This is a genomic window from Agrobacterium salinitolerans (assembly GCF_002008225.1).
GTDB classification, from domain to species: domain Bacteria; phylum Pseudomonadota; class Alphaproteobacteria; order Rhizobiales; family Rhizobiaceae; genus Agrobacterium; species Agrobacterium salinitolerans.
Genome location: NZ_MRDH01000005.1, coordinates 1 through 26,973, shown reverse-complemented (window position 1 = coordinate 26,973; position 26,973 = coordinate 1). Strand labels below are relative to the sequence as shown.

Genomic DNA, 26,973 nt, shown 5'->3' with positions numbered 1-26,973 from the left:
GTCTCTAAACTCCCATGTCTGAATTTCGCCGTTGCTTTCCTACATGGACCAGCCCGGCAAAAGCAAACCCCGTCCCGCCGCAACTTATCACGACGGGACGGCAATGCATCGACCTCAGGCGGTTTTCGGCTCCGCCGCCTTCACGCTTCTGCGGCTAAATATTCCCGATATCAGCACGAAGAAGACCGGCACGAAAACAATCGCCAGCAAAGTCCCCGTCACCGTTCCAAAGAAGGTGGCAAAGCCGATAGCCTGGCGCGCGCCGGCGCCGGCGCCCGTCGATATGACCAGCGGAATGACACCGAGGCCAAAGGCAAGCGACGTCATCAGGATCGGCCGGAAGCGAAGCTTCGCCGCCTCGCAAACCGCCTCGAATGCGCTTTCGCCAAGTTGCGCCATTCGCTCTCGCGCAAATTCGACAATCATGATGCCGTTCTTGCCCGTCAGGCCGACCACGGTCAGAAGACCCACCTGGAAGTAGACGCCGTTCGACTGCCCGCCGATCCATGCGCCCAGAAGCGCACCGAGAATACCGACCGGCATGGCGAGCAGAACCGCAACGGGAATGGTCCAGCTTTCATAAAGAGCCGCAAGGCAAAGGAACATGGTTGCCAACGCCAACCCGTAGAGAGGTAGGGCGCCGGCACCGGCATCCTTTTCTTCGAGCGACATTCCCGTCCATTGCAGGCTGAAGCCCGGCGGCAGTTTCGCGGCAAGCGCCTCCATCTCCGCTAGCGCCTCACCGGAGGAGAAACCCGGAGCCGCCGACCCTTCGATCGACATGGCGGGCAGGGCGTCATAACGGCTGACCTGCTGAGGGCCGAAGACCCAGTTCTGGCTGGTGATGGTTGAAAGATCGACGAAATCGCCATTCGCATTCGGCACCCGCCAGAGAGCAAGATCTTCCGGCCCTGTGCGTGCCAAGGGCTCGCCCTGCACGTAAACGCGTTTCATGCGTCCCTCGTAAAGGAAGTCGTTCACATAGGAACTCGACCAGACGGTGGTCAGGAACGACCCGACATCCGCAGCGCTGAGGCCAACAGCGCCGGCCTTGCCCCAGTCGATGTTGAGTTCGAACTGAGAAGCATCCTCGACGCCGTTCGGCCGGACGGCCATAAGCTTCGGGCTTTGGGCCGCAAGACCCAGCAGCATGTTGCGCGCTTCCAGAAGCTGCTCGTGGCTCTGGCCGGAACGCGCCTGAAGGAAGGCGGTAAAGCCGTTGGAATTGCCGAGTTCCGTGACCGCCGGCGGTACCAGCGGAACCACGATCGCCTCCTTGATGCCGCCCATCAGAGGCCCGAAGGCACGCGCGGCGATGGCCTGGGCGGAGTTTTCCTTGCCCTTGCGCTCTTCCCAGTCCTTCAGCTTGACGAACATCATGCCCATGTTCTGGCCTTGACCGGCAAAGGAGAAACCACGAACCGAGAAGACAGACTCGACGTTCTGGGCTTCGGCATTCATGTAGTAGTTTTCCACCTTGCCCAGAACCGCCTCGGTATTTTGCGCGGTGGAACCGGGTGGTGTCTGGATGATGGTGAGCAGGGTTCCCTGATCTTCATCGGGAAGGAACGAGGTTGGCGTCTTCTGGTAAAGGAAGACCATGGCACCCACCAGAAGCAGGTAGACAAGGAACATCCTGACAGGCCTTTTCGCCGAAGCCCTGACGATATTGCCGTATCGTGTCGTCAGCCATGAGAAATTGCGCTCGAACCAGTTGCTGAAACGGCTGGCAAGACCCGGCTTGGCATTGTGATCATGGGCCTTCAGCATCGTCGCGCAAAGCGCCGGCGTGAAGATGAGGGCGACCAGCACCGAGAGCGCCATGGCCGCGACGATGGTCACCGAGAACTGCTTGTACATTTCCCCTGTTGCGCCGCCAAAAAACGCCATGGGCACGAAGACGGCGGAAACCACCATGGCGATGCCCACGAGCGCCCCCTGGATTTCTCCCATCGATTTTTTCGTGGCCGCGACGGGATCGAGATGCTCGTCGCGCATGATACGCTCAACATTTTCCACCACCACGATCGCATCATCTACCAGCAGACCGATCGCCAGAACCATCGCGAGCATGGTGAGCGTATTGATCGAAAATCCGAGCGCCGCCATGATGCCGAAGGTTCCAAGCAGAACCACCGGCACGGCCAGCGTCGGGATCAGCGTCGCGCGGAAATTATGCAGGAAGATCAGCATCACGAACACGACCAGTACGATCGCTTCGATGAGCGTGTGAATGACCGCCTCGATGGAAAGCGAGACGAACGGCGTCGTATCATAGGGAATGACATAGCTCACGCCGGCGGGAAGAAACGCACCGAGATCGGCCATCTTGGCCTTCACCAACTCCGCCGTTTCAAGTGCATTGGCGCCGGATGCCAGCTGGATCGCCATACCTGACGACGGTTTGCCGTTATAGAAACTGGAGATTTCGTAGTTTTCCGTTCCAAGCTCGGCCCGCGCGACATCGCGCAGCAGCACCATGCCGCCATCGGTATCGGCACGCAATACGATGCGTTCGAAATCCTGCGGCGTCTTCAGGAGCGACTGGGCTGTGACGGTGGCATTGAGCTGCTGGCCTTCCGGCGCCGGCATCGCGCCGAAGGAACCGGCCGATATCTGCGCATTCTGGGCGCTGATGGCATTGATGACGGTCGTGGGAGAGAGGCCGTAATATTTCAGCTTCTGTGGATCGAGCCAGATCCGCATTGCATATTCCGACCCGAACACTTCGACCTTGCCGACACCCTTCAGTCTCGACACCGGTTCGACCATATAGGAGTTCAGATAATCGGCGAGATCGATGGCGCTTCGGGTTCCGTCGTCCGAGATCAGCGCGATCACCATCAGGAAGCCGGTTGTCGATTTCTCAACCGTCACACCCTGACGCGTCACTTCCGAAGGCAGGCTCGCTTCGGCCTGGCTGAGCTTGTTCTGGACCTGAACCTGGGCGATGTCGGGATCCGTGCCGAGATTGAATGTGAGTGTCACGGTGGCGCGACCGGTAGAGGTCGTCGATGAGTCGATGTAACGCAGCCCGTCAAGGCCCGTCATTTCCTTCTCGATGATCTGCACCACCGTATCCGCGACCGTCTCGGCGGATGCGCCGGGATAGGTCGCGCCGATGACCACGGATGGACCGGCGATCGAGGGATATTGCGAGATCGGCAGTCTCATGATCGACAGGACGCCGAGGCCCATGATGATGATCGCGATGACCCAGGCGAAAATGGGCCTGTCTATGAAAAACCGCGCCATGGATCAGTTACTCCCGACCCGGGCAGCCTGCTGGGCCACCGGCTGTTGCTCTATTTCCACCGAAGCACCGGGTGCCACCTTCTGGAAACCGGACATGACGATCTGGTCCCCCGGTTTCAGGCCGCTGCTGGTGACCCAGCGATTGCCGGCACCAGTGACGATGGTTACCGGACGGGGAACAATCTTGCCGCCTTCCACGATCCAGACGGAAGCCTCGCCTTTTGTATTGCGCATCACGGCGCTTTGCGGAACGAGGATCGCGTCCTTGGTGACGGCCTGCGGCAGTTCAACCTCGACATAGAGGCCCGGCAGAAGCCTGTTATCCGGGTTGGAAAATGAAATTCGAAGGGTGACCATGCCTGTCGTCGGCTCGACCCTCGGTTCGGCCGCCTTCAGGTCGCCCTTGATCGGGTAGGTCTGGCCGTTGGGAAGGATCATCGTTGCGACGGACAGGGACTGGCTGCCCCCTACCCTTTTGTCGGCATTCCAGCGTAACAGATCGTTTACGGACTGGGTTACGTCGACATAGATCGTGTCGAGCGCACGGATCGTGGTCAAAGCCGTCGTCTGCTGCGCAGCCACAAGCGCGCCGGCAGTCGTTTCCGAAAACCCGATGATGCCGGAGATTGGCGCGCGGATCGTCGTTCTCTCGAGGTCGATCTGTGCTGTCGTCAGCTGAGCCCGCGCCACCTGAAGTGCGGCCTGCGTCTTGTTTCTCTCTGCAATCTTGTTATCGCGGTTCGACGCCGAGCTGACATTATTGGCAAATGTCTCCTCAGCACGGCGCGCATCGACGACGGCGAAATCATAGCTGGCCTGCGCCTGGGCGACGTTGGCCTTTGCGGATTCCACCGCCGCGACATAGGTTTCATCCTCGATCTTGTAGAGAACCTGACCGGCCTCGACACGGGCGCCTTCTTCAAATAATCGTTCCCGGATGATGCCTGAGACCTGCGGCCGTACCTCTGAAATCGTCGAAGGTTTGATACGTCCGGGCAAACGCGCAGTCAGCGTGAAATCCGCCGCTTTGGCGGTTTCAACCGTGACCGACGGGGTGGGTTGTTGCTGCGAGAGCACTCTTCCGGGATAGAGGACACAGGATAGGATCAACGCAAGGGCCACCGTTTGCCCGCGCCGCCACTGACTTTTCTCGACCATTTTTTCACCTTCCGATGACGATTTTGCCGGGCCACATGAAACGAGCCCACCCTCCCGTGTTTATATACATACATTCCGATTGTAAATATAATATGCAATTCTGCTCCTATGCTAATTGCAGGGCGGCGCACTCTTAGAACTAGAACGTCACTGGCGAGGGTTCGGTTAGGGTCACGCTCAACGCGAGCAGCGAAACCGAAGAAGGTCGAGAGGGGGTGTAGAATGTCCGCAGCCGAGAAATTAACGCGCGCAGAGCAGAAAGCTCAGCGCCGACTGGAGATCGTTGATGCCGCATTCGAGGAATTTGCAAAGAATGGCTTCACCGCTACACGCGTCGAAGATATCGCTCACCGCGTGAACGTCACGAAGGGTACCGTGTTCATCTATTTCGAAACGAAAGAAGAACTTTTTAGGTCGACGATCGAGAATCTTACAAGGGCTGTCCAAGAGGTGCTCGACACTTATTCAGGTGCGCGGAAAAATCCCGTCGAAGAGATCGAAGCATTTTTGGGCTTCCTATTCGATGCCATTGTAAATGACCGGAAAATGCGGGAACTGCTTAGGCTGCTCTTGGCGGAGGCCCCCCGGTTTCCCGAACTGATCGACCACTATAATGAGATATTCGCGGAACCCGTTTTCTCGAAGATCAATACGATATTGGAGGACGGCGTTGCAAAAAAGATGTTCAGTTCGAAAGCATCTCAGCTGGCAGGAGTTGTGATGGCACTACTTTTCGGAGCAACGGTGTCTAGATTGATCTCGGATTCCCGCAGAACGCCGGAAATGGAGATAAACCTCTCTATTCACGTCAAGCTGGTCATGCGAGCGCTGCTGAGCTTTGATGAACGCACATCATAACCGCTAATCGTTTTGTCAAAGTTGATATCCGGTGCCTGCTGATCCGCACAACGGTTACGCGCTGACGGAGGCCAGTTTCGGCAGACAGCGACCTGATTGATAGTTTTTCACGTTAATGCAAAAATCCCGGGCGGTTCTTGATAGCATTCGCCCATTTATGAAAGGCATTCCAGTGAAGCGCCCAACCATATCAGATCTTGCAGGCACCGCAGGCGTAAGCGTTGCGACCGTAGACCGCGTTTTAAACGGGCGTTTACCTGTTCGCGAAGAGACCGCCAGAAAAGTTTTTGAGGCATCCGAGAAGATCGGGTTTCGCGGCACCAACATTATCCGCCAGAGAATGCTGGGAGACACTCCTACGTATAATTTCGGGATAATTCTGCGTAAGGAACGGCAGACTTTTTACAAGGACTTTGCCACCGAACTCCAGGCAGCTGCGTTGGCTGTAAAGGACCGCAACATCAACCTCAAGATAGAATTTGCCAAATCAGAGGAACCCAGCGAGCTCGCTGAATTGATTTTGGGAATGGCGGGCAAGGTCCAGGCAATCGCGGCAGCAGGACCAGACCACCACGACGTGACGAAAGCCGTTGCCACGATGAAATCGAAGGGAATACCGACGTTTTCCCTACTTTCCGACTTCGCGCAAGGTGTCCGTGAAACCTATCTGGGCACCAATAATATGAAAGTTGGACGTACTGCAGCCTGGATGATTTCAAAGCTTTCGCCCACCCCCGGCAAGGTGCTCCTGATTTTGGGTGGACACCGGTTTCATGGACATTCGCTTCGGGAAACAGGGTTTCGCGCATATATGCGGGAATACGCCCCTGAGTTTGAAGTTCTGGATGCCCTCGTCAATCTTGAGACCCGCCGCCTCACCTATGGCCTCATGACGGACACGCTCTCGCACCATCCTGACTTAGTTGGTCTGTACTGCATCGGCGGTGGAATGGAGGGCGCTATTGAAGCGCTAATCCAGCAAAACAGATCCGGATCCATTGCGTGCCTCGTCAATGAACTAACCCCTGAATCACGTCAGGCCCTTCTGGAGCGGCGCATTTCGGGCATCTTTCAAACGCCATTGCGCGACCTGTGCGCAGATTTGATCGTGACAATGGTCCACACCAAGGAGCACGGGATGGCTGAGAATCCTGGCCAGCGCTTCCTGCCAGCGCATTTGTGGGTTCCTGAAAGCCTGTAAAGATCTGATAGAATCTCTCATTGGCCGTGTGTTTTTTCTATCAGGCTTGATAGATTCTGCGGCGACAAATCGTTGACGACGGCCCTCCTTTGCGAAAGGGTGAGAGCGCGATGGCGGAGACAGGAGGCCATCGCGTTCGTAAAGATCATTGATGGCCGTGCCAAGGGAACTGACCTCGTCAGAGCTCATGGAAAACTGTTGCATATTCTGACAGACCAAGCCCACCGGCGTTGTCACGCTGAGTGGGTAGGAAAACCGTGGAGGAGAAACACGTGAAAAAACATTTGATCATGGCCGCATTTGCCAGCTTGCTGGCTACATCGGCGTCTGCCCAGACGATTGGCGTCTCGATGGCACTGTTCGACGACAACTTCCTGACAGTCTTGCGCAATGGCATGATTGATTACGCCAAAGGCCTCGACGGCGTCACTCTCCAGATCGAAGATGCGCAAAATGATGTCGGGAAACAACTGAGCCAGGTTCAAAACTTTGTGGCCTCGGGCGTAGATGCAATCATCGTTAACCCGGTCGACACCGATGCGACCACGGCGCTTTCACAGGCAGCCGCAGCAGCCGGTATCCCTCTCATTTATGTCAATCGCCAACCGGTCAATGTTGATGACCTGCCCGAGAAGCAGGCTTTCGTTGCATCGGATGAAAAACAGTCCGGAACACTTCAAACTCAAGAGGTCTGCCGAATTCTCAAGGAAGCAGGGAAGAAGGAAGCCAATGCCGTCGTCATGATGGGTGAATTGTCCAATCAAGCCGCGCGCGTGCGCACACAGGACATCAAGGACGTCATCGCAACACCCGATTGCAGCTTCATCAAGATCGTCGAAGAGCAGACTGCAAACTGGTCTCGAACACAGGGTGCCGATCTGATGACCAACTGGTTGTCGGCTGGCGTCAAGTTCGATGCCGTGATCTCCAACAATGACGAGATGGCAATTGGCGCGATTCAGTCGTTGAAATCATCGGGCCGCTCTATGAATGACGTCGTTGTCGCGGGCATCGATGCCACGCAGGACGCTCTTGCGTCCATGGCGGCTGGCGACCTCGACGTGTCCGTCTTCCAGAACGCTGCCGGCCAAGGAAAAGGCGCGGTTGACGCTGCTATTAAGATTGCCAAGGGCGAAAAGATCGAAAAGAAGGTCTATGTTCCGTTCGAACTCGTCACCCCGGCAAACCTAAAGAACTACCAGGCGAAGAACTGACCTGCGCGACCATGCGAGGAAGGCAACTCTATGCCTTCCTCTTTCGCGAGACGGAGGATTTGCAATGGTAAGTCAAACAACAGCTGCAGCGATCAAGCAGATGCTCGAAAATACCGAGCGCGATGGTTTGCTGGCAATCGAAGGCATCCGAAAAGAGTTTCCCGGCGTCGTCGCTCTCGATGATGTCAGGCTGCGGGTGCGGCCCGGAACTGTTCATGCGCTGATGGGTGAAAATGGCGCTGGAAAGTCCACGCTGATGAAAATCATCGCAGGAATTTACCAACCAGACGCCGGTGAAATCAGGTTGCGCGGATTACCTGTTACGTTGAAATCTCCGCTTGACGCCCTCGAGCAGGGCGTTGCCATGATCCATCAGGAACTGGCGCTGATGAACTCGATGACTGTGGCGGAAAATATCTGGATACGCCGCGAACCGAAAAATCGCTTTGGTCTTATCGATCATTCAAATATGGCCAAGATGACTGAGGATCTGTTTTCGCGTCTCAACATTAAGCTCGATCCGAAGGCTCAGGTTTCCGAACTCACCGTTGCGCAGAAACAAATGGTCGAGATCGCCCGTGCGGTCAGCTATGAATCCTCGATCCTGATCATGGACGAGCCAACCTCGGCGTTGACCGATCGCGAAGTGGAGCACCTTTTCGCAATCATTCGCGATCTTCGCTCTCGCGGCATTGGCATCGTTTACATCACTCACAAGATGAATGAACTCTTTGAGATTGCCGACGAATTCACAGTCTTTCGAGACGGAAAATACGTTGGCACCCATTCTTCCAAGGATGTGACGCGCGATGACATTATTCGCATGATGGTCGGCCGCGAGATCACCGACATGTTCCCGAAAGTCGATTGCCCCATCGGCGACGTGATCCTGGAAGTAAAGAACCTGACAATCCCGGGTGTCTTTTACGACATCTCCTTTTCAGTCCGCCGCGGCGAGATCCTCGGGCTCGCGGGATTGGTGGGTTCAAAACGTTCGAACGTCGCGGAGGCTCTTTTTGGTGTCACACCGGCGAGTTCAGGTGAAATTTTGATCGACGGCAAGATCGCGGCGATATCAAACCCAAGCGACGCGATGGCTTGTGGACTGGCGTTCCTGACCGAGGATCGCAAGGAGACGGGCTGTTTCCTGACGTTGAACTGCCTCGAGAACATCCAGTCTGCCCTTATCACACGCTCACACGTCAAGGCTGGGTTCGTCGATCAATCCACCGTCACAAAACTGGCCGAAGAGATGGCCGCCAAACTTCGCGTCAAGACCCCGAATTTGCATGAGACGGTCGAGAATCTATCCGGCGGGAACCAGCAGAAACTGCTGATTGCGCGCTGGCTTCTGACGAATCCCCGGATCCTTATCCTCGACGAGCCAACCCGCGGCATTGATGTGGGCGCTAAATCCGAAATCCACAGACTGATCACCGGCTTGGCTGCGGAAGGGGTGGCCGTACTGATGATTTCGTCGGAACTGCCGGAGGTGTTGGGCATGAGCGATCGGATCATGGTCATGCACGAAGGCCACGTGGCCGGTTTCCTTGATCGCGCCGATGCAACTCAAGTGAAAATTATGGACCTTGCTGCCCGATGACGGCGGGAAAGGGAGGAAATTATGAACACCATCACCCAATCTACAGCGTCGACCTTTACCACAAAACGTCGGTTACCGGCTGAACTGACAATATTCCTGGTTCTGATCGGGATTTCGCTGACTTTTGAAATCCTCGGGTGGATTTTGCAGGGGCAGAGCTTTCTCGGGAATACGCAACGTCTTTCCATTATGATTCTTCAGGTTTCGGTGATCGGCATTATTGCGATCGGGGTCACTCAGGTCATCATTTCAGACGGTATTGATCTGAGCTCGGGCTCGATCGTTGGCGCAACCGCAATGATCTCGATGAGTCTCGCACAGGCCGGCACCTATGAACGTGCCCTATACCCCCATTTAACCGATTTGCCGGTTATCGTGCCTGTAGCAGTCGGTCTTTTGGTCGGGATTGTTTGCGGCGGCATCAATGGAGTGCTGATCGCCTATAGTCGTATACCTCCCTTTATTGCCACGCTGGGCATGATGGTGACTGCGCGCGGTTTTGCGAAATGGTATACCAAAGGGCAGCCGATTAGCTTCCCGACCGACAGTTTCGCCATGATCGGCAAGGGTCTCGCGCCTGTCCTGATCTTTCTGGGCGTGGCGGCCGTCATGCATGTCGTGTTGCGCTACACGCGCTACGGTAAATTCACCTATGCGATAGGGGCAAATCGTCAGGCCGCTCGGGTTTCGGGTATCGACGTCGAACGCCACACGGTCAAGGTCTATGCCGTTGCTGGCCTACTGTCGGCACTGGCTGGTATCGTGGTGGCCTCGCGAGGTCTAACCGCACAAGCCGGCATGGGCATGAGCTACGAGCTCGACGCAATCGCGATGGCCGTAATAGGCGGCGTCTCCCTGTCGGGTGGGCGCGGTTCCATACTCGGAACGATGATCGGAATGATCATATTCGGCGTGATTATCTCGGGTTTCACCTTTCTGCGTTTGGACGCTTATTACCAAGAGATGTTAAAAGGCGTCATTATCGTCGCTGCCGTGGTGGCAGACGTCTACCGTCAGCGCAAGCGCGTTAAAAAGAGCTGACCAGGAGTGGCGACAGGCCCGTCGTTCCCCCGCCTCTCAGAGCAACTTCACATCGATATGCAATTTGTGAGGAACTGTAATGAATCAGCTTCTGATAACGACCGCACTTTGCCTGGTTCAGACCGTTCCGGCAATGACAGGCGAAATCCGTCTCGGGGTTAACATGACCTCTTTCGCGGAGAATACGGCGCTTGGCGAAACGGTCCGGAAAACCTTGTGTGTGCCGTTCGAGCGCATGACCACTGAATACATGGCCAGCTACGCGAAGTAGCACCCCGGGGCGCGATCGGCTCCTCTCAACGCCGCGCCCCCACCATTCCCTTGATCACAAGGACAGAGAAAAGGAGGCATCCATGAAGATCGCCATAGACCCGTTCATGCATCGCCATTTGAGCCTGGAGGAACTTCCCCACAAGGTGAAGGAACTTGGCTTCGACTGGATCGAGCTATCGCCACGCGCTGACTTTCTGGAGTGGTTCAAGGCGCCACGCGTGTTCCCCGAACGTATCAAGACACTCAAGAGATCGCTGAAGGAGGCGGATGTCGGTATCGCATCGCTGCTTCCCATGTATCGCTGGGCCTCCAATGACGAGACCGAGCGCAAGGCGGCGGTTAAGCACTGGAAGCGCGCGATCGAGATCGCGGTTGAGCTCGAAGTCGATACGATGAACTCGGAATTCGGCCGTGGTCCGCACCCCGATAAGGGCTCATGCTACTGCTGCCACACAGGCTCTATGATCGAGGCCTGCGAAGATGCCTGGTGGCGCTCGATGGAAGAGCTTGTTCCGATTTTCGAACGTGAGGGCATCCAGCTCAACATCGAACCACATCCGGAAGACTGGTGCGAAACGTTGCAGCCAGCACTCGACATCATTCGTACCGTAAACTCCAAGAGCGTCAAATTTCTCTATTGCGCGCCGCATACCTTTTATTTCGGCGACGATACCAAGGCGATGCTGCGCGAGGCAAAGGATGTGCTGGCGCATGTCCACGTCGGCGACACCTTCAATCACAAGGCAAGCTCGGGGCTGCGCTACATCCTGAACCCACCCGGCACGCAGGCGCGGGTCCACCAGCACCTCAATATCGGCCAGGGCGAGGTGCCGTGGGAGGATTTCTTCGGCACGCTCTCGGAGATCGGCTTCGACGGCATCGTAACCTCCTGCGTCTTCGCCTGGGAAGACAAGGCGGATGAATCCGGGCGCTTCATGTGCTCCGAAATCAACAGATACATCAACAAATACCAGAAGTGAGGCTCTTCCCATGACTTTGAGAATTGGTGTCATCGGCACCGGCGCAATCGGCCGCGAGCATGCGCGCCGCATCAACCAGGTTCTCGGCGGCGCGAGGATCGTGGCGCTGAGCGACGTGAATAGGGCGTCCGCCGAAGCCGTGAAGAAAGATATCGCGCCGGATGCGGCCATCTACGACACAGGCGAAGCACTTATAGCCGCCTCCGACGTCGATGCCGTGCTCGTCACCTCTTGGGGCGCTACCCATGAGCAATACGTATTGGCAGCAATCGCAGCGGGTAAGCCCTGCTTCTGCGAGAAGCCGCTGGCAACGACCGCCGAAGGTGCTAAGCGCATCGTTGATGCTGAGGTAAAGCATGGCAAGCGTGTCGTGCAAGTTGGCTTCATGCGCCGCTACGACAGCGGTTACGTCGCGCTAAAGAAGGCGGTCGACACGAAGATCGGCGCACCGATCATCGTGCACGCTGCGCACCGCAACCCGTCTGTTCCCGCGCAATATGTGACGCCCATGGCCATCCACGACACGCTGATCCACGAGATCGACGTGTTCCGCTGGCTGCTTGACGACGACTACGTCTCTGCGCGCGTCCTGTTTCCTCGTTCTGCCGTGCGCAGCCACGCCAAGCTCAAGGATCCGCAGATCGTGATCCTGGAAACGGCGAAGGGCACGATTATCAATGTCGAGATCTTCGTGAATTGCCACTACGGCTACGACATCCAGTGCGAAGTCGTCGGCGAAGATGGTATCGCCAAGCTGCCGGAACCCCTGGCAATCCAGACGCGCCTAGACGCCAAGCTTCAGAACGACATCCTGACGGATTGGAAGGATCGCTTCATCGCGAGTTACGACGTCGAGCTGCAGGACTTCATCCACGCTGCCGCCAAGGGTACCGCATCCGGACCGACCTCCTGGGACGGCTATGTGGCCGCCATCACGTCCGACGCCTGCGTCACCGCGCAGGAAAAGGAAGGGCAGTCCGTCGCGATCGACCTGCCGACCCGTCCGGCGCTTTATAACTGAGGTTTGTCATGCGTTTTGCGATCAACCACATCACCGCACCGAAACTCACTCTCGAGGCATTCTTCGCTGCCGCCAAAGGTCTCGGGCTGACCGAGGTCGAAATTCGGAATGATCTGCCGGATGTCGTCAACACCATCGATCCCGCAGCGGTAAAGGACGCAGCGGCAAAGGCCGGCGTGACGATCATCTCGATCAACGCGCTCTATCCCTTTAATGTCTGGTCCGGCGACTTGCCGAGGCGCGCCGTCGCTTTGGCCGACTACGCCGCCGCAAGCGGTGCAGAGGCACTCGTCATGTGCCCGCTCAACGATGGCACGAAGGTCGCCTTTGATGATCTGGTCGCTGCGCTGAAAGCGATGAAGCCGATCCTCAAAGAACGCGGCCTGACCGGTCTCGTTGAGCCGCTCGGCTTTCCGATTTCGTCGCTGCGAACGAAGAAAGAAGCGTTGGAGGCCATCGAGGCTGCCGGTGGCGAAGGAGTTTACAAGCTCGTGCATGATACCTTCCACCACCACCTGGCAGGCGAGACAGAGTTCTTCCCGGAGAAGACCGGGCTCGTGCATATCTCAGGCGTCGTCGATCCGGCCGTCGCGGTGTCCGATATGCTCGATGCGCACCGCGTTCTCGTGGATGGCGCGGACCGCCTGGAGAACATTGCCCAGATCAAGGCACTCAGTGCCGCTGGATACCGAGGCCTTTACAGCTTCGAGCCCTTTGCGGAGGACGTTCACGAATTGAATGACCCGGTTGCTGCCGTGAGGGACAGCATTGGTCACATCAACCGGGCAATTTGACCCAGTCGCTCGCGGCTTTGCCGCGAGCGATCTTCTGACGCGTGTGTCTCCTGGGATGCTTGAGGAGTGAAATGGCAAAAACTTTGGATGTGATAACGGTCGGCCGCTCTTCGGTGGATCTCTATGGCGCGCAAATCGGCGGCCGGCTGGAGGACATGGGGTCGTTCCAGAAATATATTGGCGGCTCGCCCACCAACATGGCGGCAGGAACGGCGCGACTTGGCCTCAAAAGCGGTCTGATCACGCGCGTCGGCGACGAGCATATGGGACGGTTCATTCGCGAGGAGTTGCGGAAGGAAGGCGTCGATGTACGCGGGGTCAAGACTGATCCCGAGCGACTGACTGCGCTCGTCCTGCTCGGCATCCGCGATGAAGAACATTTCCCGCTGATTTTTTATCGTGAGAACTGCGCAGACATGGCGCTGTGCGAAGACGATATCGAAGAGGACTTGATTTCCGAGAGCCGCGCCCTCGTCGTGACCGGTACCCATCTCAGCCACCCGAAGACCGAAAGTGCCGTTCTCAAAGCCATCGACCTTGCCCGCAAACACGGCGCGCGCATCGGCCTCGATATCGACTATCGCCCAAACTTGTGGGGGTTGGCGGGCCATGGCGACGGAGAAAGTCGCTTCATCGAAAGTGATCGTGTCACGACGAAGTTGCAGAGCCACCTGCATCTATTCCACCTGATCGTCGGCACGGAGGAGGAATTCCATATCGCGGGCGGCTCGACCGACACGATCGCGGCACTGCGCGCGGTGCGCGAGCTCTCGCCAGCGACGCTCATTTGCAAACGCGGCGCAGCCGGCGCGGTCGCCTTTACCGGCGCGATCCCAGACAGTCTTGATGATGGCGAGCGGGGACCGGGTTTCCCGATCGAAGTCTTCAACGTTCTTGGCGCAGGAGACGGCTTCATGTCCGGCCTGATCAAGGGCTGGCTGGAAGACGCGTCCTGGCCGAGAGCGCTGGAATACGCCAATGCCTGCGGTGCATTCGCCGTCAGTCGCCATGGCTGCACGCCGGCCTATCCCTCGCTCGAGGAACTGGAGTTCTTCCTCAAGCGTGGCGTGAAGGAAAAGGCGCTTCGCAAAGATGCGGAGCTGGAGCAGATCCATTGGGCGACCAACCGCCACAATGACTGGTCAACGATGCGCGTCTTTGCCTTCGACCATCGCATTCAGCTGGAAGCGATGGAAGGAGCGACATCGCAAAAGATCCGAGAATTTAAACAACTTTGTCTCAAGGCGGCGCTCGATGTTCAGAACGGAAAGGCGGGGTATGGAATTCTCTGCGACAATAGGCTTGGGCGTCAGGCGCTGCATGCAGCCTCCGGCACGGGGCTCTGGATCGGGCGACCGGTCGAGTGGCCAGGTTCGCGTCCTCTGACGCTGGAGCCCGAACTCGGGCCTGACTATGGGGCTCTAAGCGAATGGGCTCTGGAGAACGTCGTCAAGGTGCTGTGCTTCTGCCATCCGAGCGACGCTGCAGAGATGCGGGCTGAGCAGGAAGCAACCATCAGCCGCCTGTTTTCGGCGGCTCGCCGCAACCGGCTGGAATTCCTTCTTGAGATCATTCCGTCCAAGGTCGGACCCGTCGATGACGACACCACTGCTGCCCTTATCCGGCGCTTCTACGAGATCGGGATTTATCCGGACTGGTGGAAGCTTGAGCCGATGGTCAGCGCAGCCGCCTGGGACAAGACCTGCGCGGCGATCAACGACAACGACCCGAACACGCGCGGCATTGTCGTCCTCGGACTTGATGCGCCGGAAGCGGAGCTCGAGGCAAGCTTCAAAGTCGCCGCACGCTATCAACTGGTGAAAGGCTTTGCCGTTGGCCGGACCATCTTTGGTGAGGTCGCGCGTCAGTGGTTCAAGGGCGAGACAACAGACGCGGCAGCCGTTGCCGAAATGACGCGGAGATACAGCCGCCTTTGCGAGATTTGGGATGCGGCGCGCAAGGCCGCCAAGGAGAATTGATATGACAACGATCCGTTTGACCGCAGCACAGGCGATGTTCCGCTGGCTGTCGGTGCAGATGAACGAGGACGGGGAGCGCTTCATCGACGGCGTCTGGGCGATTTTCGGGCATGGAAATGTCGCTGGCATCGGCGAGGCGTTACACGGTATCCAGGAAAGACTCCCTACATGGCGCGGCCAGAACGAGCAGACCATGGCGCACGCAGCCATCGCCTATGCCAAGACGAAACGCCGCCGCAAGGCAATGGCGATCACGTCGTCGATCGGTCCGGGGGCCACCAACATGGTGACGGCGGCAGCCCTTGCCCATGTTAACCGGCTTCCCGTGCTGTTCATCCCCGGCGACGTCTTTGCCAATCGCCGACCCGATCCGGTGCTGCAGCAGATCGAAGATTTCGAGGACGGAACGATGAGCGTCACCGATTGCTTCAGGCCGGTCAGCCGCTATTTTGACCGTATCACGCGGCCGGAACACCTGTTGTCGGCCTTGCCACGCGCCATGCAGGTTATGACCGATCCTGCCAACTGCGGTCCTGTTACGCTCGCTTTCTGCCAGGACGTGCAGGCGGAAGCCTTTGACTGGCCGGAGAGCTTCTTCGAGGAAAGGACCTGGCGCATCCGGCGGCCGGAGCCGGATCCGCGTGAAGTCGCCGATGTCGTCGCCGCTCTCAAGTCGGCGCGCAATCCCGTGATCGTCGCGGGCGGCGGTGTCCTTTATTCTGGCGCCGAGAGCGATCTTCTAAAATTCGCCAGGATGCATAACATTCCTGTCGTCGAAACCCAGGCCGGCAAGGGCGCGATCGACTGGAAGGAAAAATTGAACTTCGGATCGCCAGGTGTCACTGGGACCGATTGCGGCAACGAGATTGCGGCTAATGCCGACCTCATCCTCGGTGTCGGTACCCGCTTCCAGGATTTCACCACGGGCAGTTGGACGGCTTTCGCCAACCCGGCGCGCAAGCTTGTCTCGATCAATCTTGCCGGTTATGACGCTGCAAAGCACAGCGCTATCCCGCTTGTCTCAGATGCCAAGGTTGCGCTCTCACGATTATCCGCGGGACTGGATAGCCACCGGTTTGAAGATCCTGACTATGCCGCGCGCGATGCATGGTTCCGGTTGTCCGACGGCGCCCTCGCCGCCCCGAACCCAGAGAGTGCCAACTTCCTGCCATCGGATGCCCATGTCATCGGCGCCGTGTTGCGCCAAGCCAAGGAGAACACTGTCGCAATGTGTGCCGCCGGCACCATGCCGGGGGCGCTGCAGGTGCTGTGGCGGGCAGCCACAAATGGCTACCATATGGAATACGGCTACTCCTGCATGGGTTACGAGGTAGCAGGTGCCTTCGGCATCAAGCTTGCGGATAAGGCCAAGGATGTCGTCTGCTTCGTCGGCGACGGCTCCTACATGATGGCCAACTCCGAGCTGGCGACGGCCGTGATGATGCGTGTCCCGTTCACGATCGTGCTGACCGACAACCGCGGTTACGGCTGCATTAACCGCCTGCAGCAGGAATGCGGCGGGGCCGAATTCAATAATATGTACAAGGACAGCAATATCGAAGTGCAGCCGGAGATCGACTTCGTGGCACATGCGGCCTCGATGGGCGCCCATGCCATGAAGGTGTCGGGCATCGCCGCGCTCGAGACCGAGTTGGTCGCCGCTCGCGACCGCAACATCCCGACCGTCATCGTCATCGACACCGAAGCCGAAACCGGCGCTGGCATCGGCGGCGGCTGGTGGGACGTCGCGGTTCCCGAAGTCGGCAACACCGAAAAACTGAAGAAGGCGCGCGCACACTATGAAGCCAACACCGCTCGCCAGCGGATCAATTGACGCTTCGAATGCCTGAAAGGACTGAACCATGATACTCTACGGAACCAACCCTATCGCCTGGTCCAATGACGACGATCAGACAATCGGCGCGCATCTGTCGCTGGAAGATTGCCTTTCCGATTGCCGTAAGATCGGCTTTGACGGCATCGAGAAAGGACACAAGATGCCGAACGAAGGCAAGGCGCTAAAGGCCAAGCTCGGCGAATTTGGCCTGCGCTTCGTCGGCGGATGGCATTCGACCAATCTCCTGATCAATGACATCGCGACCGAGATCAAAGCGTTGCAGACCTTCATCGACATGACCAAGGCGGCCGGTGGCGATCACATTAATGCGTGCGAGTGCTCTAATACCGTCCATGGCAGCGACGACACGCCAGTGAATAATCGCCCGATCATGACCGATGAGCAGTGGGCGCGATTTTCCGAGGGCTATGAGGCGCTCTCCAAGCACGCGGCAGAACAGGGCGTGAAGATGGGTTATCACCATCACATGGGCACGATCATCGAAAGCGCGGCCGACATCGATCGCTTCATGGCGATGGCCGGTCCCTATACCCGCCTGCTGCTCGACACGGGTCATTGCACGTTCGGCGGCGCGAACCCTCTGGAGGTGGCAAACAAGTATATGGGTCGCGTAACGCACATCCATGCAAAGAACATCCGTCCCGAGATCATGAAGCAGGTTCGTACGGAGAACCTCTCCTTCCTCGATGGTGTGCGGCGCGGCGTCTTCACCGTGCCTGGTGACCCGGAAGGCTGCGTCGACTTCGCGCCGGTTCTCAAGGTCGCCGCCGCCCACAACTACACCGGCTGGCTGGTGATCGAGGCCGAGCAGGACAGCGCCGTTCGAGAACCTTTCCTCTACCAGTACATGGGTTTGAACGCACTGAAATCGATCTCCTGCGAGGTCGGGCTGGATAAGGCCGCGACCTGAACAGGCAACGCAAACAAACAGGAAGCATCATCATGAGCCATCTTCTGCGCCGGCCGTTCGGCGGCCACGGCAAGGTTCACGAAATCACCCCGCAGTCGGCGGGGTGGCGGTATGTCGGATTCAATCTTTATCGCCTGCGCGACGGGGAAGCCATTAGCGAGGCAACCGGTAGCATGGAAGCAATACTGGTGATGGTTGAAGGCAAGGCCCATTTTACTGCCGATGGGGAGGACTGGGGCGAGCTTGGCGAGCGGATGAACGTTTTCGAAAAAACGCCACCGCATTGTCTCTATCTCCCGAACGGTTCGCGTTGGGCGGCACAGGCGACGACGGATTGCACGATCGCGGTTTGCCTAGCGCCCGGCAAACGTGGGCATCCTGCCCGCAAAATCGGGCCTGATGGTATCAAGCTCACTCCACGGGGAGTTGGCTCCAACCAGCGACACATCAACAACATTGCCATGGAGGCCGAAGATTATTGCGACAGCCTGCTCGTCACGGAGGTTTTCACGCCGGCCGGCAACTGGTCTTCCTTTCCGAGCCATCGACATGACGAGGATGACTACCCTCGCATCACCTACCTGGAGGAAACCTATTATCACCGACTGAACCCGGCAAGCGGCTTCGGAATTCAGCGCGTCTACACTGATGATCGCAGGCTCGATGAGACCATCGCCGTTTCGGATGGTGATGTCGTGCTTGTGCCGCGCGGTCATCATCCGTGTGGTGCACCGCACGGGTTCGAAATGTACTATCTCAACGTGATGGCAGGACCAGTGCGCAAGTGGCGATTTGTACCAGACCCCGCTGTCGAATGGATCATGGAACGCGATGCCCGAAAAGTCTGATCAAAGAGGTCAGAGTACAAGCGCCCCCGAGGATTTTGAGAACCTTTCTGCGAGAATCCGCGCACGGTATATCTCATTGCCAAAACGCCTCGCGGCAATTGCGCGCTACGTTCTGGATTCCCCGGATGATGTTGCGCTGAACTCTGCAACGGATATCGCGGCGGCGGCACATGTCACACCATCAGCATTGATACGGTTCGCGCAACTATTCGGCTATGACGGCTTTGCTGCGGTCCAGGCAATCGCTCGCGACGCCCTGCGCCAAAAGATCTCAGGGCGCCCTGGAAGGAATGATCCACAAGCTGTCGAGCGGAACGGAAGGCCGGATGACCGCTTTTTTGGTCGGGCGATTGACGCCTGCCACCACGTGCTGGATGATCTATTGAGCGCGGTCAAGACAAGGGATGTCCAGATTGCTGCCCGTATCATCGCCAGCGCCAATTGCATGTTTGTCATCGGGCGGGGAAGCGCCTTCCCAGTTGCGGTCGCCATGGAACACGTCCTCGTCCGGTCGAAAATCAAAACGATCCTGGTGACTGATCTTACGGGCGGAGAAGCACAGTTGACCTGTGCGGCACCAGGCGATGCGGCAATCGTTATCGCCTGTGGCGCTGATGCCGACCAGATTTCCGGTCTGGCAGCCACACTTGTGCAGCAGGGCGTACCCGTCATCGCAACGACGGATAAGAGCCTTTCACGTCTGGCAGAACTCGCATCTGTCCATCTCATTCTCCCAAGTACGGAAACGAACGACACTCTGATGTCTATTGCCGGTATTGCACTCGGTGAGCTCCTCGCGTCCAGCGTAAGCCTGTTGCGCAACGGGAACCGGTGCCTCACATAACGACTGTCGGACCCGTCTTGCGGTCATTCAGACAACCCTGCTTTCCTGAAGTCGATATCGAGCGCTGCACGGATCGCATCAAGTGTTTTCATCGTGTCAAGTGATGCATCAAGCGGTCTGCAAGGACTTTCAAGGTCGCCGTCGCTGATACTGTAAGCGACCCCAGCAGCCTGATGGTAAAGCCCTTCGAAATGCGCGCCACGAGGTTCTGCGTATTTCAACCTGACAGTCCCGTCCAGCGACCACACTTCGAACGCGCCTGGCAAATGGAACTCGTTGACAAACCGGATCGAGCCCTCCGTGCCGACCATGGTCGCGCCGGTTGGCGTAAACCCATAAAGGGTCGTTGCCATGGTCCCCTGGCAGCCCCGGGAATTCATCATGGCGACAGCCAGCTGCCCATTCACTCCGGCCGGATCGGGACTTGCAACGCCGACGACCTTGGAAGGAACGCCAAGCAGCTTGCTTATTAACGACACTGGATACGTACCTAGATCAAGCAGCGGCCCGCCTGCCAGTTTTGGGTTGAAGATGCGGTGCTCACGCGGAAGATACTCGCCATATTCCGTGTAGACCGATTTGATGTCCCCAATAACGCCCGCATCAAGGACCTGCTGGACAATGTCGAATTTCGGCAGGAAATACGTCCAGAGCGCTTCTGCAAAAAAGACGCCTTTCTTACGAGCAGCAGTGACCATTTCGGCAGCCTGGGCATGATTCAGCGCCATCGGCTTTTCGACGAGCACGTGCTTACCGGCGTTGATCGCGAGCAGGACGTGCTCATGGTGCCAACCATGTGGTGTCGCCACATAGATGATATCGATATCGAGTGATTGAACGAGCGCCTCGTAACTTCCATAAGCGTTCTCGACACCCCACTCAGATGCAAACCGCTTGGCAGTTTCTTCCGATCTCGAACCCACGGCCGCGATTACTTGCCGAGTGTGTGCCTTTACCGATTCTGTGAACTTTGCCGCTATCCAGCCAGTCCCCAAAATGCCCCAGCGCAGTGGAGGAGCGTCCAGGGGTGCTCGCAATCGGGACGGTGGAAGAGCGGTTGGAAATGTCATCTTAAATCTCCTCAAAAAGCCTCTCGATTGCTCAGGACGCCGTCTGTTCCCACTGGCCCGTTGCCAGAGACCGCTCCATGGCGTCAATAATCTGTTCGTTGGCTAGCCCGAATTCGAAATTTGGGTAACAGTCGGCATCGCGCATGATGCCTTCGATCAGGTCACGTACCTCGATAACCTTGACGTCGAAGTAGCCGAGGCCACCGCCAGCGAAATCAAAGCCGAAAAATGCCGAAAACTGCGGCACTTGGCTTCCCGCTAGGATCGTCTTGAATCCGCGGTCAGGCTTGGGGTCGTTGAAACGCGATATCTTCAGCTCGTTGAAGCGCTCTCCGTCCATGATGATCGTGCCCTCCGTCCCGGATATTTCCCAGTAGACGCCAAAGACCTTGCCGGCAGCTACGCGGGATGCCTCAATGGTGCCACCTGCGCCGGATTTGAAGCGGACCAGCGCCTGGATCTGATCCTCGTTCTCGACCATCGCGCGAGGCGCATCATTGCCCGCCTTTGCACCGTAACCCGAACCACCCCGGGGCACGGGCCTCGTCGGAAAAAACGTCTGACTTTGGGCGATGACGCTTTCAACCGGACCCAGCAGATATTGTGCAACGGAAATTACGTGGCTGCCGAGATCGCCCAGCGCCCCTGATCCTGCATCGCGACGCGTACAGCGCCACGAAAATGGCAAATCGGGATCATTGAAAAAGCCTTGATCGAACCAGCCGCGAAAGCGCATGGGCTGTCCGATATCGCCTCTGTCGATCAATTGCTTGGCCAACATTGCCGCCGGTGTCTTGATGTTGTTGAAGGCGACCATCGTCTTGACGCCTTTTTTTCGGGCAGCTGCAGCCATTTGCTCTGCCTCTGCCAGCGTCACGGAAAGTGGCTTTTCGCAGTAGACGTGCTTGCCTGCTTCTATCGCTGCAAGCGCCATTTCATGGTGCATGACGTTTGGCGAGGTGATGTCGACGATATCGACGTTGGGATCCTCAACCAGTCGCCGCCAGTCTCCGGTGCTTTTCTCGAAACCATATCGGGCGGCGGCATCGGCAGCCATTTCATCGCTCGCATCGGCGAGCATATAGAGATGGGGGATGGCCGCCAGATCACGATACAGCACGCCAGCACGACGGTAGGCGTCCGCATGGGCCTGGCCCATGAAGCCTGAACCGATCAGGCCGATATTGAGTTTTTTTTGGGTCATGGCCTCTCTCCCTTTCAATCTGGTCTAGCTGCGAAAAGGTCGTGCATGTGAAAGAAGGCGCGAGTGACGGCAGGACGCGGCGGCGCTTGGGCGGGATCCTGCTCAGCCTCCACCACGAGCCAGCCCTTGTAGCCGCCGCGAACAAAGCGCACGATCGGACTGAAATCGACGTTACCATCGCCAGGAACAGTGAACATGCCGGCACGAACACCGTCGTTAAAGCTGAGGTCGCGGCTGCGAACATCCGTCATCACGGGAGTGCGCATATCCTTGAGATGAATGTGGTTGATGCGATCGCCGAAACGTTCGATCAGCCGTGCGTACTCGAAACCACCACCGGCGGCATGGCCGGTATCGAGCAGAAGCCCAGCCTCCGCTCCCGTCTTGTCGAAGAGCGACGAAATCTCGTCGAAGGTCTCTGCGACCATCATCAGGTGGTGATGATAGGCGAGCACCAGCCCGTATTCTCCGCCAAGCCGCTTGCCGAACTCTGTCAGTCTCGCGGCGTAACCGCCAATATCATCCGCCGGCATGGTCAGGCGTTTCGACATCGGCGCATCGAGCGGCGCGCCTGGTGCCATCATCGCCACCTCGCCATAGACAAGCACACTGCTGCCCATGTCCCGCAGCAGGGCAGCGTGCGCGGCGACGCTTGCCATCTCCGCATCGACGCCGCGCTCGGCAAGTTCGCCGGAATACCAGCCGGATGCGAGTTGCAGGTCGCGGCTGTCCAGAAGCGGACGAAGCACGGCGGCGTCTCGGGGGAACTTGCGACCCAGCTCTACGCCTTGGTAGCCGATTGCTGCCGCATCGTTCAGGCAGGTTTCAAGCGATATGTCGCGTCCGAGATCCTCAAGCACGTCATTTACCCATGACAACGGGCTGACGGCAATTCTGACACCTTCTGGCAGGAGATCGGTGGTTGTCATAGTTGTTGCCTTCCTTTCTCAAGGATGCCAGTCGGAACTGATGTGGACGGGTGAGCCGGTTGTCATCGAAACGATCGCGGCCTCGGCAAGGCGTTGCGCCTCCAAGCCATCTCTTATCCCGGCGAGGGGTTTGGTACCCTTCTCGATCATATCGATGAAGGCGTGCATTTCCGCGAGATAGGCACCCGCAAAACGTTCGATGAAATAGTTCATGGGTATCGACGAATGAAAACCATTGGCGTCGGCGATCATGACGCCCCGTTGCGGGCGGTTTTCGACGTAGAGCACCTCGCTCGAGCACAGGGCCTCCAACCTCTGATCGTAACCGAATGGCGCACGCCGGCAATTTATCATCTGAACGAAGCGACCAGAAACCGATGTCAGTGTGATCATTGCCGTGTCGATATCGCCTGCCGCTTCGATTTCGGGGTCGATCAGGCTTTTTCCAACCGCGTAGACAATTGCGATTTCCTCTCCAAGAAGATAACGGGCCATGTCGAAATCATGGATCGCCTGGTCTCGAAACATGCCACCCGACCGCTCGACGTAGAAACGTGGCGGGGGCGACGGGTCGCGGGTGTGCATGACGATGTGCTCCAAGCGGCCCGCCTGACCACTCGCAATCCTGTCACGCACCAGACGATAATCCGGATCATATCGGCGTTGAAATCCAAGTAGGCAGGCCACACCGGCGTTTTCAACCTTGCTTGTGACATTTACGACGGTTGCAAAATCAAGGCTGACCGGTTTTTCACAGAACACGGCTTTGCTTGCCTGCGCAGCCCGCAAAAGCAGTTCCGCATGGGTATCAGTGGAACTCGCTATGACGATGCCTGTAATGTCTGGGTCGGCAAAGACTTCTTCCGGCTCGCACAGCACGGCTCGGGTTTGGATTGCGAGATGCTCGCGATGCTCGCTTGCTACGGGGTCAACGATGTATTTCAGGCGCGCTGAGGGGTGGCCAGCCGCGTTCAGGGCATGCACCTGCCCGATACGGCCTGCGCCAAAGACGGCGAGCTCAATCATGTATTTAACCTCCTTGCCCCGACGCGCCCTCCATGACGCTCGGTTGGAGAAGATGATAGCTTTAGGCTCTTGATGCAGTATCTTATTTTTGAAGAGATTTCTTCAAATGGAAGGGCTACGTATGGGAAAGATCACGGCCAAAGACATCGCTGAGGCCGCAAACGTTTCGCTTTCGACCGTTGACCGGGTTCTCAACAATCGCGGCGGCGTCGCGGAAGCAAAGGAAAGACGCGTCGTCGAATGGGCTCGCAAGCTCAAGATTGATCGTGCTCTCAATCAGAGGGCGGCACGAACGCTCAGGATTGCGGTGTTGCTACAGCGCCCCGAAAACCCGTTTCACGCCGCTGTCCAGACTAACTTTGAAGCGGCAATGCGGGAATTTCCGCAGTTCAATCTGCAGTTCAGGATCCACCACATCGAGCCGGCGAAGCCCGGTGCAACAGCTAGCCTGATCAGGAGCCTTTTGAAGATATGCGATGGAATAGTGATTGTCAGTGCGGCAGATAAAGATATTGGCGCGGCGTTGCGAGAATTTGGCAGGCTCGGCAAGCCGGTGATCACCCTTGTCACCGACATCGCGGGCTCGGAGCGTTTTGCCTACGTCGGTCCCGACAACTTCAAGGCGGGCAGAATTGCCGGGGATATGATGGGGCGCCTTCTGGGCAAGGGCGGTGGAGACGTCCTTGTGATTTCCGGCATGCTAAGCATGATGGGACATGAAGAGCGTGAAGCTGGATTCCGTGCCGTCCTGAACGAACGCTATCCTGATTGCCGTATAACTGACGTGCTCGAAAGTCTTGAGCGCGCTGAACGGGCGGGGGATCTCGTGTTCAGCGCTTTGAAACGCAACTGCGCCATTCGCGGCATCTACAACGCGTCAGCGGGAGCGTCATCCGTCGTTAATGCCGTTGAATCCCTGGGCCGAGCCGGAGAGATCGTCTTCATAACCCATGAATTGACGGATGACCGACGACACTTGCTTCGAAAGGGCCTGATCGACGTCATCATCGACCAGGGACCGGCGTTCGAGGTTCGCACTGCCATTGAGGCACTCGCAGCTGTCTTTGGACGCAAGGAAGACCCCCCAGCCTCGCTCATGACGCCAGTCCATATCCACACAATCGAAAATTGCTGAACCGGATAGTCGGAGGGAACTCCGGACAAGATTGTATTTTTTTCAGTGTTAACCATAGTCGATGGCTCGTGATTACACACGCCACAGATGATCTACATGTCCGCATCACGGTATCCGCGCTTGCAGGGAACCTTCGTACCATCTGGACGGCGCCGATACGCTATGCAATACTAACGAAGTGCATTGTGTGCACGCTCATCAACGAAGTGGTCGCCCATGCTGATGATGATCGTCCTCCTCATTCACTGGCTTGATCGCCACTGACGATCTGATTGCCGGTGTCCTCAATAGCGGCAGAATGAAGACCGGCAACAGTAATAGCTGGACACGGGAGCGTGTCACCGCGCTGAGGTCATATAACCAAGTTGACATGTATTCCGTTTACAAGCCGACGGGGTCGAGCCGTGGCTAACCTGGTGGGTGCGGCGAAATCGAGGCAACGCATCCGCTAACCGATGGCCTATCGATATTCAGGCGCTCAAAACTCGCTACCCCACAAGTATCTAAGATCCTTGAAATCGTTGCCGGGCCCTGTTTACAATCGTTAGCCTTCTTCAGGAGATACTGATCGAGTTGCAGCTGGCAGACATCGGGCAGAGGTTCATATACAATTGTCAAGTCAGTTGTGAAAAGATTTTGGGAGTTTTCCAACACTAAAACGCGTGGCTCATAGGCAAGCCACGCATCATCTCGGTTACACTAATAACATTCTCGCAAAAAACCGGTGCGTACAAAAACAGGTCAGAGCTTCGGCTAAGCCGGTAAACACTATCGGTTGTTTCTTGTTCGCCAATCTGCAAAATCTCGCAGTGACCGCTCATTTGTTGCAGGGTAAAGCCCTATGATCGAGTTACCATTCACTACCTTCTCAGTCACAAAGTCTTCGTATGCAGTCATTTCTATGGCTTCGTTCGCGATCTCGTCCGCGAGATGGGCCGGGATCACGACAACGCCTTCGGCATCTCCAACGATAACATCCCCTGGAAACACCGTGAGCGATGAGGTGGACGCTCCCACTCAACGGCATCTTCATGCCAGAATGGTTGTGTTGGAACCATAAGAAGGGAGAGCGTCCATGGAAAAGGTTAGCATAATCGGCCTGGATTTGGCCAAGAGCATAATTCAAGTTCACGCAGCAAGCGGTGATGGCTCGGTGCTTTTTCGGCGAAAGATTTCGAGCAAGAAATTGCTTGCGTTCCTATCCGCCTTTGATCCTTGTATTGTGGCGATGGAAGCCTGCGCGGGGAGCCACCACTGGGGTCGCGAAGTTGTCAAGCTTGGTCATCAAGTAAAGCTGATTGCGCCCATTTACGTCAAACCGTTTGTCAAGCGTCAGAAGAATGATGCGGCCGATGCAGAAGCCGTCTGCGAAGCGGCAATGCGACCCACTATGCGTTTTGTCGCAGTAAAAAGCGAAGAGAAGCAGGCAGCGGCGACAGCATTCAAGGTCCGTGACCTTCTCGTGCGGCAAAAGACCCAGATTATCAATGCGCTACGTGGTCTAATGGCAGAGTTTGGAATTACCGTTCCGCAAGGCCCCTCGCATGTCGGCATTCTGATCAGTTACGTTGAAGACGATAGCTCAAGCTTGACGGTGGCAGCACGCGCACCCTGCTTGGCATTGGTTTCAACATTGCGAGCCCTCATTGATAAGGTGCGGGAACTTGATCTGGAGATTGGTCGGAGGGCTCGGCTGTTGATTTCCACTGAGAGCTGACCCGGCGTTTCCACCGAGAAGTGACCCGCCTTTAGGTATCGTTTGTGTTGGCCGT

The 26,973-nt window shown here is 57.2% G+C and carries 21 protein-coding genes and 2 pseudogenes; 16 read left to right on the top strand and 7 right to left on the bottom strand.

Annotation, left to right across the window (positions count from 1 at the left end):
- Positions 1 to 114: 114 nt before the first annotated feature.
- Positions 115 to 3,255, bottom strand: coding sequence for an efflux RND transporter permease subunit (locus tag BS627_RS02890; protein WP_077981804.1), 3,141 nt, complete (start codon positions 3,253 to 3,255; stop codon positions 115 to 117).
- A gap of 3 nt (positions 3,256 to 3,258) precedes the next feature.
- Complete coding sequence (locus tag BS627_RS02885) at positions 3,259 to 4,413, bottom strand: efflux RND transporter periplasmic adaptor subunit (protein ID WP_022557467.1); 1,155 nt, start codon at positions 4,411 to 4,413, stop codon at positions 3,259 to 3,261.
- A gap of 222 nt (positions 4,414 to 4,635) precedes the next feature.
- Between BS627_RS02885 and BS627_RS02880 the strand changes: the two genes are divergently transcribed.
- The 14 genes from BS627_RS02880 to BS627_RS02815 all read left to right on the top strand — a co-directional run bounded on the left by BS627_RS02880 (position 4,636) and on the right by BS627_RS02815 (position 19,837).
- Positions 4,636 to 5,271 (top strand): TetR/AcrR family transcriptional regulator, encoded by a 636-nt coding sequence (locus BS627_RS02880; protein ID WP_077981985.1) that lies wholly within the window; start codon positions 4,636 to 4,638, stop codon positions 5,269 to 5,271.
- 172 nt (positions 5,272 to 5,443) lie between these two features.
- The gene (locus BS627_RS02875) at positions 5,444 to 6,472 is read left to right on the top strand and encodes a LacI family DNA-binding transcriptional regulator (protein ID WP_077981984.1); all 1,029 of its coding nucleotides are present in this window, start codon (positions 5,444 to 5,446) and stop codon (positions 6,470 to 6,472) included.
- Between the two features lie 290 nt (positions 6,473 to 6,762).
- The gene (locus tag BS627_RS02870; protein WP_222857111.1) at positions 6,763 to 7,686 is read left to right on the top strand and encodes a sugar ABC transporter substrate-binding protein; all 924 of its coding nucleotides are present in this window, start codon (positions 6,763 to 6,765) and stop codon (positions 7,684 to 7,686) included.
- 64 nt (positions 7,687 to 7,750) lie between these two features.
- Positions 7,751 to 9,289, top strand: coding sequence for a sugar ABC transporter ATP-binding protein (locus BS627_RS02865; RefSeq protein WP_205635495.1), 1,539 nt, complete (start codon positions 7,751 to 7,753; stop codon positions 9,287 to 9,289).
- 21 nt (positions 9,290 to 9,310) lie between these two features.
- Complete coding sequence (locus BS627_RS02860; RefSeq protein ID WP_077981802.1) at positions 9,311 to 10,330, top strand: ABC transporter permease; 1,020 nt, start codon at positions 9,311 to 9,313, stop codon at positions 10,328 to 10,330.
- A gap of 79 nt (positions 10,331 to 10,409) precedes the next feature.
- Positions 10,410 to 10,601 carry a hypothetical protein gene (locus BS627_RS02855; protein ID WP_077981801.1) on the top strand — a complete coding sequence of 64 codons (192 nt, stop codon included), beginning with the start codon at positions 10,410 to 10,412 and terminating at the stop codon, positions 10,599 to 10,601.
- 82 nt (positions 10,602 to 10,683) lie between these two features.
- Positions 10,684 to 11,583 (top strand): sugar phosphate isomerase/epimerase family protein, encoded by a 900-nt coding sequence (locus BS627_RS02850; protein ID WP_077981800.1) that lies wholly within the window; start codon positions 10,684 to 10,686, stop codon positions 11,581 to 11,583.
- A 10-nt stretch (positions 11,584 to 11,593) separates the two neighbouring features.
- Positions 11,594 to 12,604 carry a Gfo/Idh/MocA family protein gene (locus BS627_RS02845; RefSeq protein WP_022557474.1) on the top strand — a complete coding sequence of 337 codons (1,011 nt, stop codon included), beginning with the start codon at positions 11,594 to 11,596 and terminating at the stop codon, positions 12,602 to 12,604.
- Between the two features lie 8 nt (positions 12,605 to 12,612).
- Positions 12,613 to 13,398 carry a TIM barrel protein gene (locus BS627_RS02840; RefSeq protein ID WP_077981799.1) on the top strand — a complete coding sequence of 262 codons (786 nt, stop codon included), beginning with the start codon at positions 12,613 to 12,615 and terminating at the stop codon, positions 13,396 to 13,398.
- A gap of 71 nt (positions 13,399 to 13,469) precedes the next feature.
- Positions 13,470 to 15,377, top strand: coding sequence for a bifunctional 5-dehydro-2-deoxygluconokinase/5-dehydro-2-deoxyphosphogluconate aldolase (locus BS627_RS02835; protein WP_077981798.1), 1,908 nt, complete (start codon positions 13,470 to 13,472; stop codon positions 15,375 to 15,377).
- Between the two features lies 1 nt (position 15,378).
- Entirely contained in the window at positions 15,379 to 17,211 is a 1,833-nt protein-coding gene (gene iolD, locus BS627_RS02830; protein ID WP_077981797.1) for a 3D-(3,5/4)-trihydroxycyclohexane-1,2-dione acylhydrolase (decyclizing), read from the top strand.
- A gap of 28 nt (positions 17,212 to 17,239) precedes the next feature.
- The gene (gene iolE, locus BS627_RS02825) at positions 17,240 to 18,145 is read left to right on the top strand and encodes a myo-inosose-2 dehydratase (protein ID WP_077981796.1); all 906 of its coding nucleotides are present in this window, start codon (positions 17,240 to 17,242) and stop codon (positions 18,143 to 18,145) included.
- Between the two features lie 32 nt (positions 18,146 to 18,177).
- Positions 18,178 to 18,993, top strand: a complete 816-nt coding sequence (gene iolB / locus BS627_RS02820) for a 5-deoxy-glucuronate isomerase (RefSeq protein ID WP_022557479.1) — start codon at positions 18,178 to 18,180, stop codon at positions 18,991 to 18,993.
- Complete coding sequence (locus BS627_RS02815; RefSeq protein ID WP_077981795.1) at positions 18,977 to 19,837, top strand: MurR/RpiR family transcriptional regulator; 861 nt, start codon at positions 18,977 to 18,979, stop codon at positions 19,835 to 19,837. The genes iolB and BS627_RS02815 overlap by 17 nt, the downstream gene beginning before the upstream one ends.
- Before the next feature lie 23 nt (positions 19,838 to 19,860).
- Here BS627_RS02815 and BS627_RS02810 read toward each other — a convergent pair whose 3' ends face one another.
- From BS627_RS02810 to iolG, 4 genes are read right to left on the bottom strand one after another with little or no spacing between them, the layout of a single operon-like run.
- Positions 19,861 to 20,907, bottom strand: a complete 1,047-nt coding sequence (locus tag BS627_RS02810) for a Gfo/Idh/MocA family protein (protein ID WP_077981794.1) — start codon at positions 20,905 to 20,907, stop codon at positions 19,861 to 19,863.
- A 31-nt stretch (positions 20,908 to 20,938) separates the two neighbouring features.
- Positions 20,939 to 22,111, bottom strand: a complete 1,173-nt coding sequence (locus BS627_RS02805; RefSeq protein ID WP_022557482.1) for a Gfo/Idh/MocA family protein — start codon at positions 22,109 to 22,111, stop codon at positions 20,939 to 20,941.
- A 14-nt stretch (positions 22,112 to 22,125) separates the two neighbouring features.
- On the bottom strand, positions 22,126 to 23,040 hold the full coding sequence (gene iolE, locus BS627_RS02800) for a myo-inosose-2 dehydratase (RefSeq protein ID WP_077981793.1): 915 nt from the start codon (positions 23,038 to 23,040) through the stop codon (positions 22,126 to 22,128).
- 18 nt (positions 23,041 to 23,058) lie between these two features.
- Entirely contained in the window at positions 23,059 to 24,066 is a 1,008-nt protein-coding gene (iolG, locus tag BS627_RS02795; protein ID WP_077981792.1) for an inositol 2-dehydrogenase, read from the bottom strand.
- A gap of 121 nt (positions 24,067 to 24,187) precedes the next feature.
- On the opposite strand from iolG, the gene BS627_RS02790 reads away from it, so the two are divergent.
- A complete protein-coding gene (locus BS627_RS02790) occupies positions 24,188 to 25,201 on the top strand; it encodes a LacI family DNA-binding transcriptional regulator (RefSeq protein WP_165691112.1) in 1,014 nt (337 codons plus the stop codon).
- A gap of 768 nt (positions 25,202 to 25,969) precedes the next feature.
- Here the strand turns inward: BS627_RS02790 and BS627_RS24775 are convergent.
- Positions 25,970 to 26,191, bottom strand: a pseudogene (locus tag BS627_RS24775) (ribonuclease activity regulator RraA); the annotation flags it as partial.
- An 85-nt stretch (positions 26,192 to 26,276) separates the two neighbouring features.
- Between BS627_RS24775 and BS627_RS02780 the strand changes: the two are divergent.
- A pseudogene (locus BS627_RS02780) lies at positions 26,277 to 26,894 on the top strand (IS110 family RNA-guided transposase); the annotation flags it as partial.
- Positions 26,895 to 26,973: the final 79 nt, after the last annotated feature.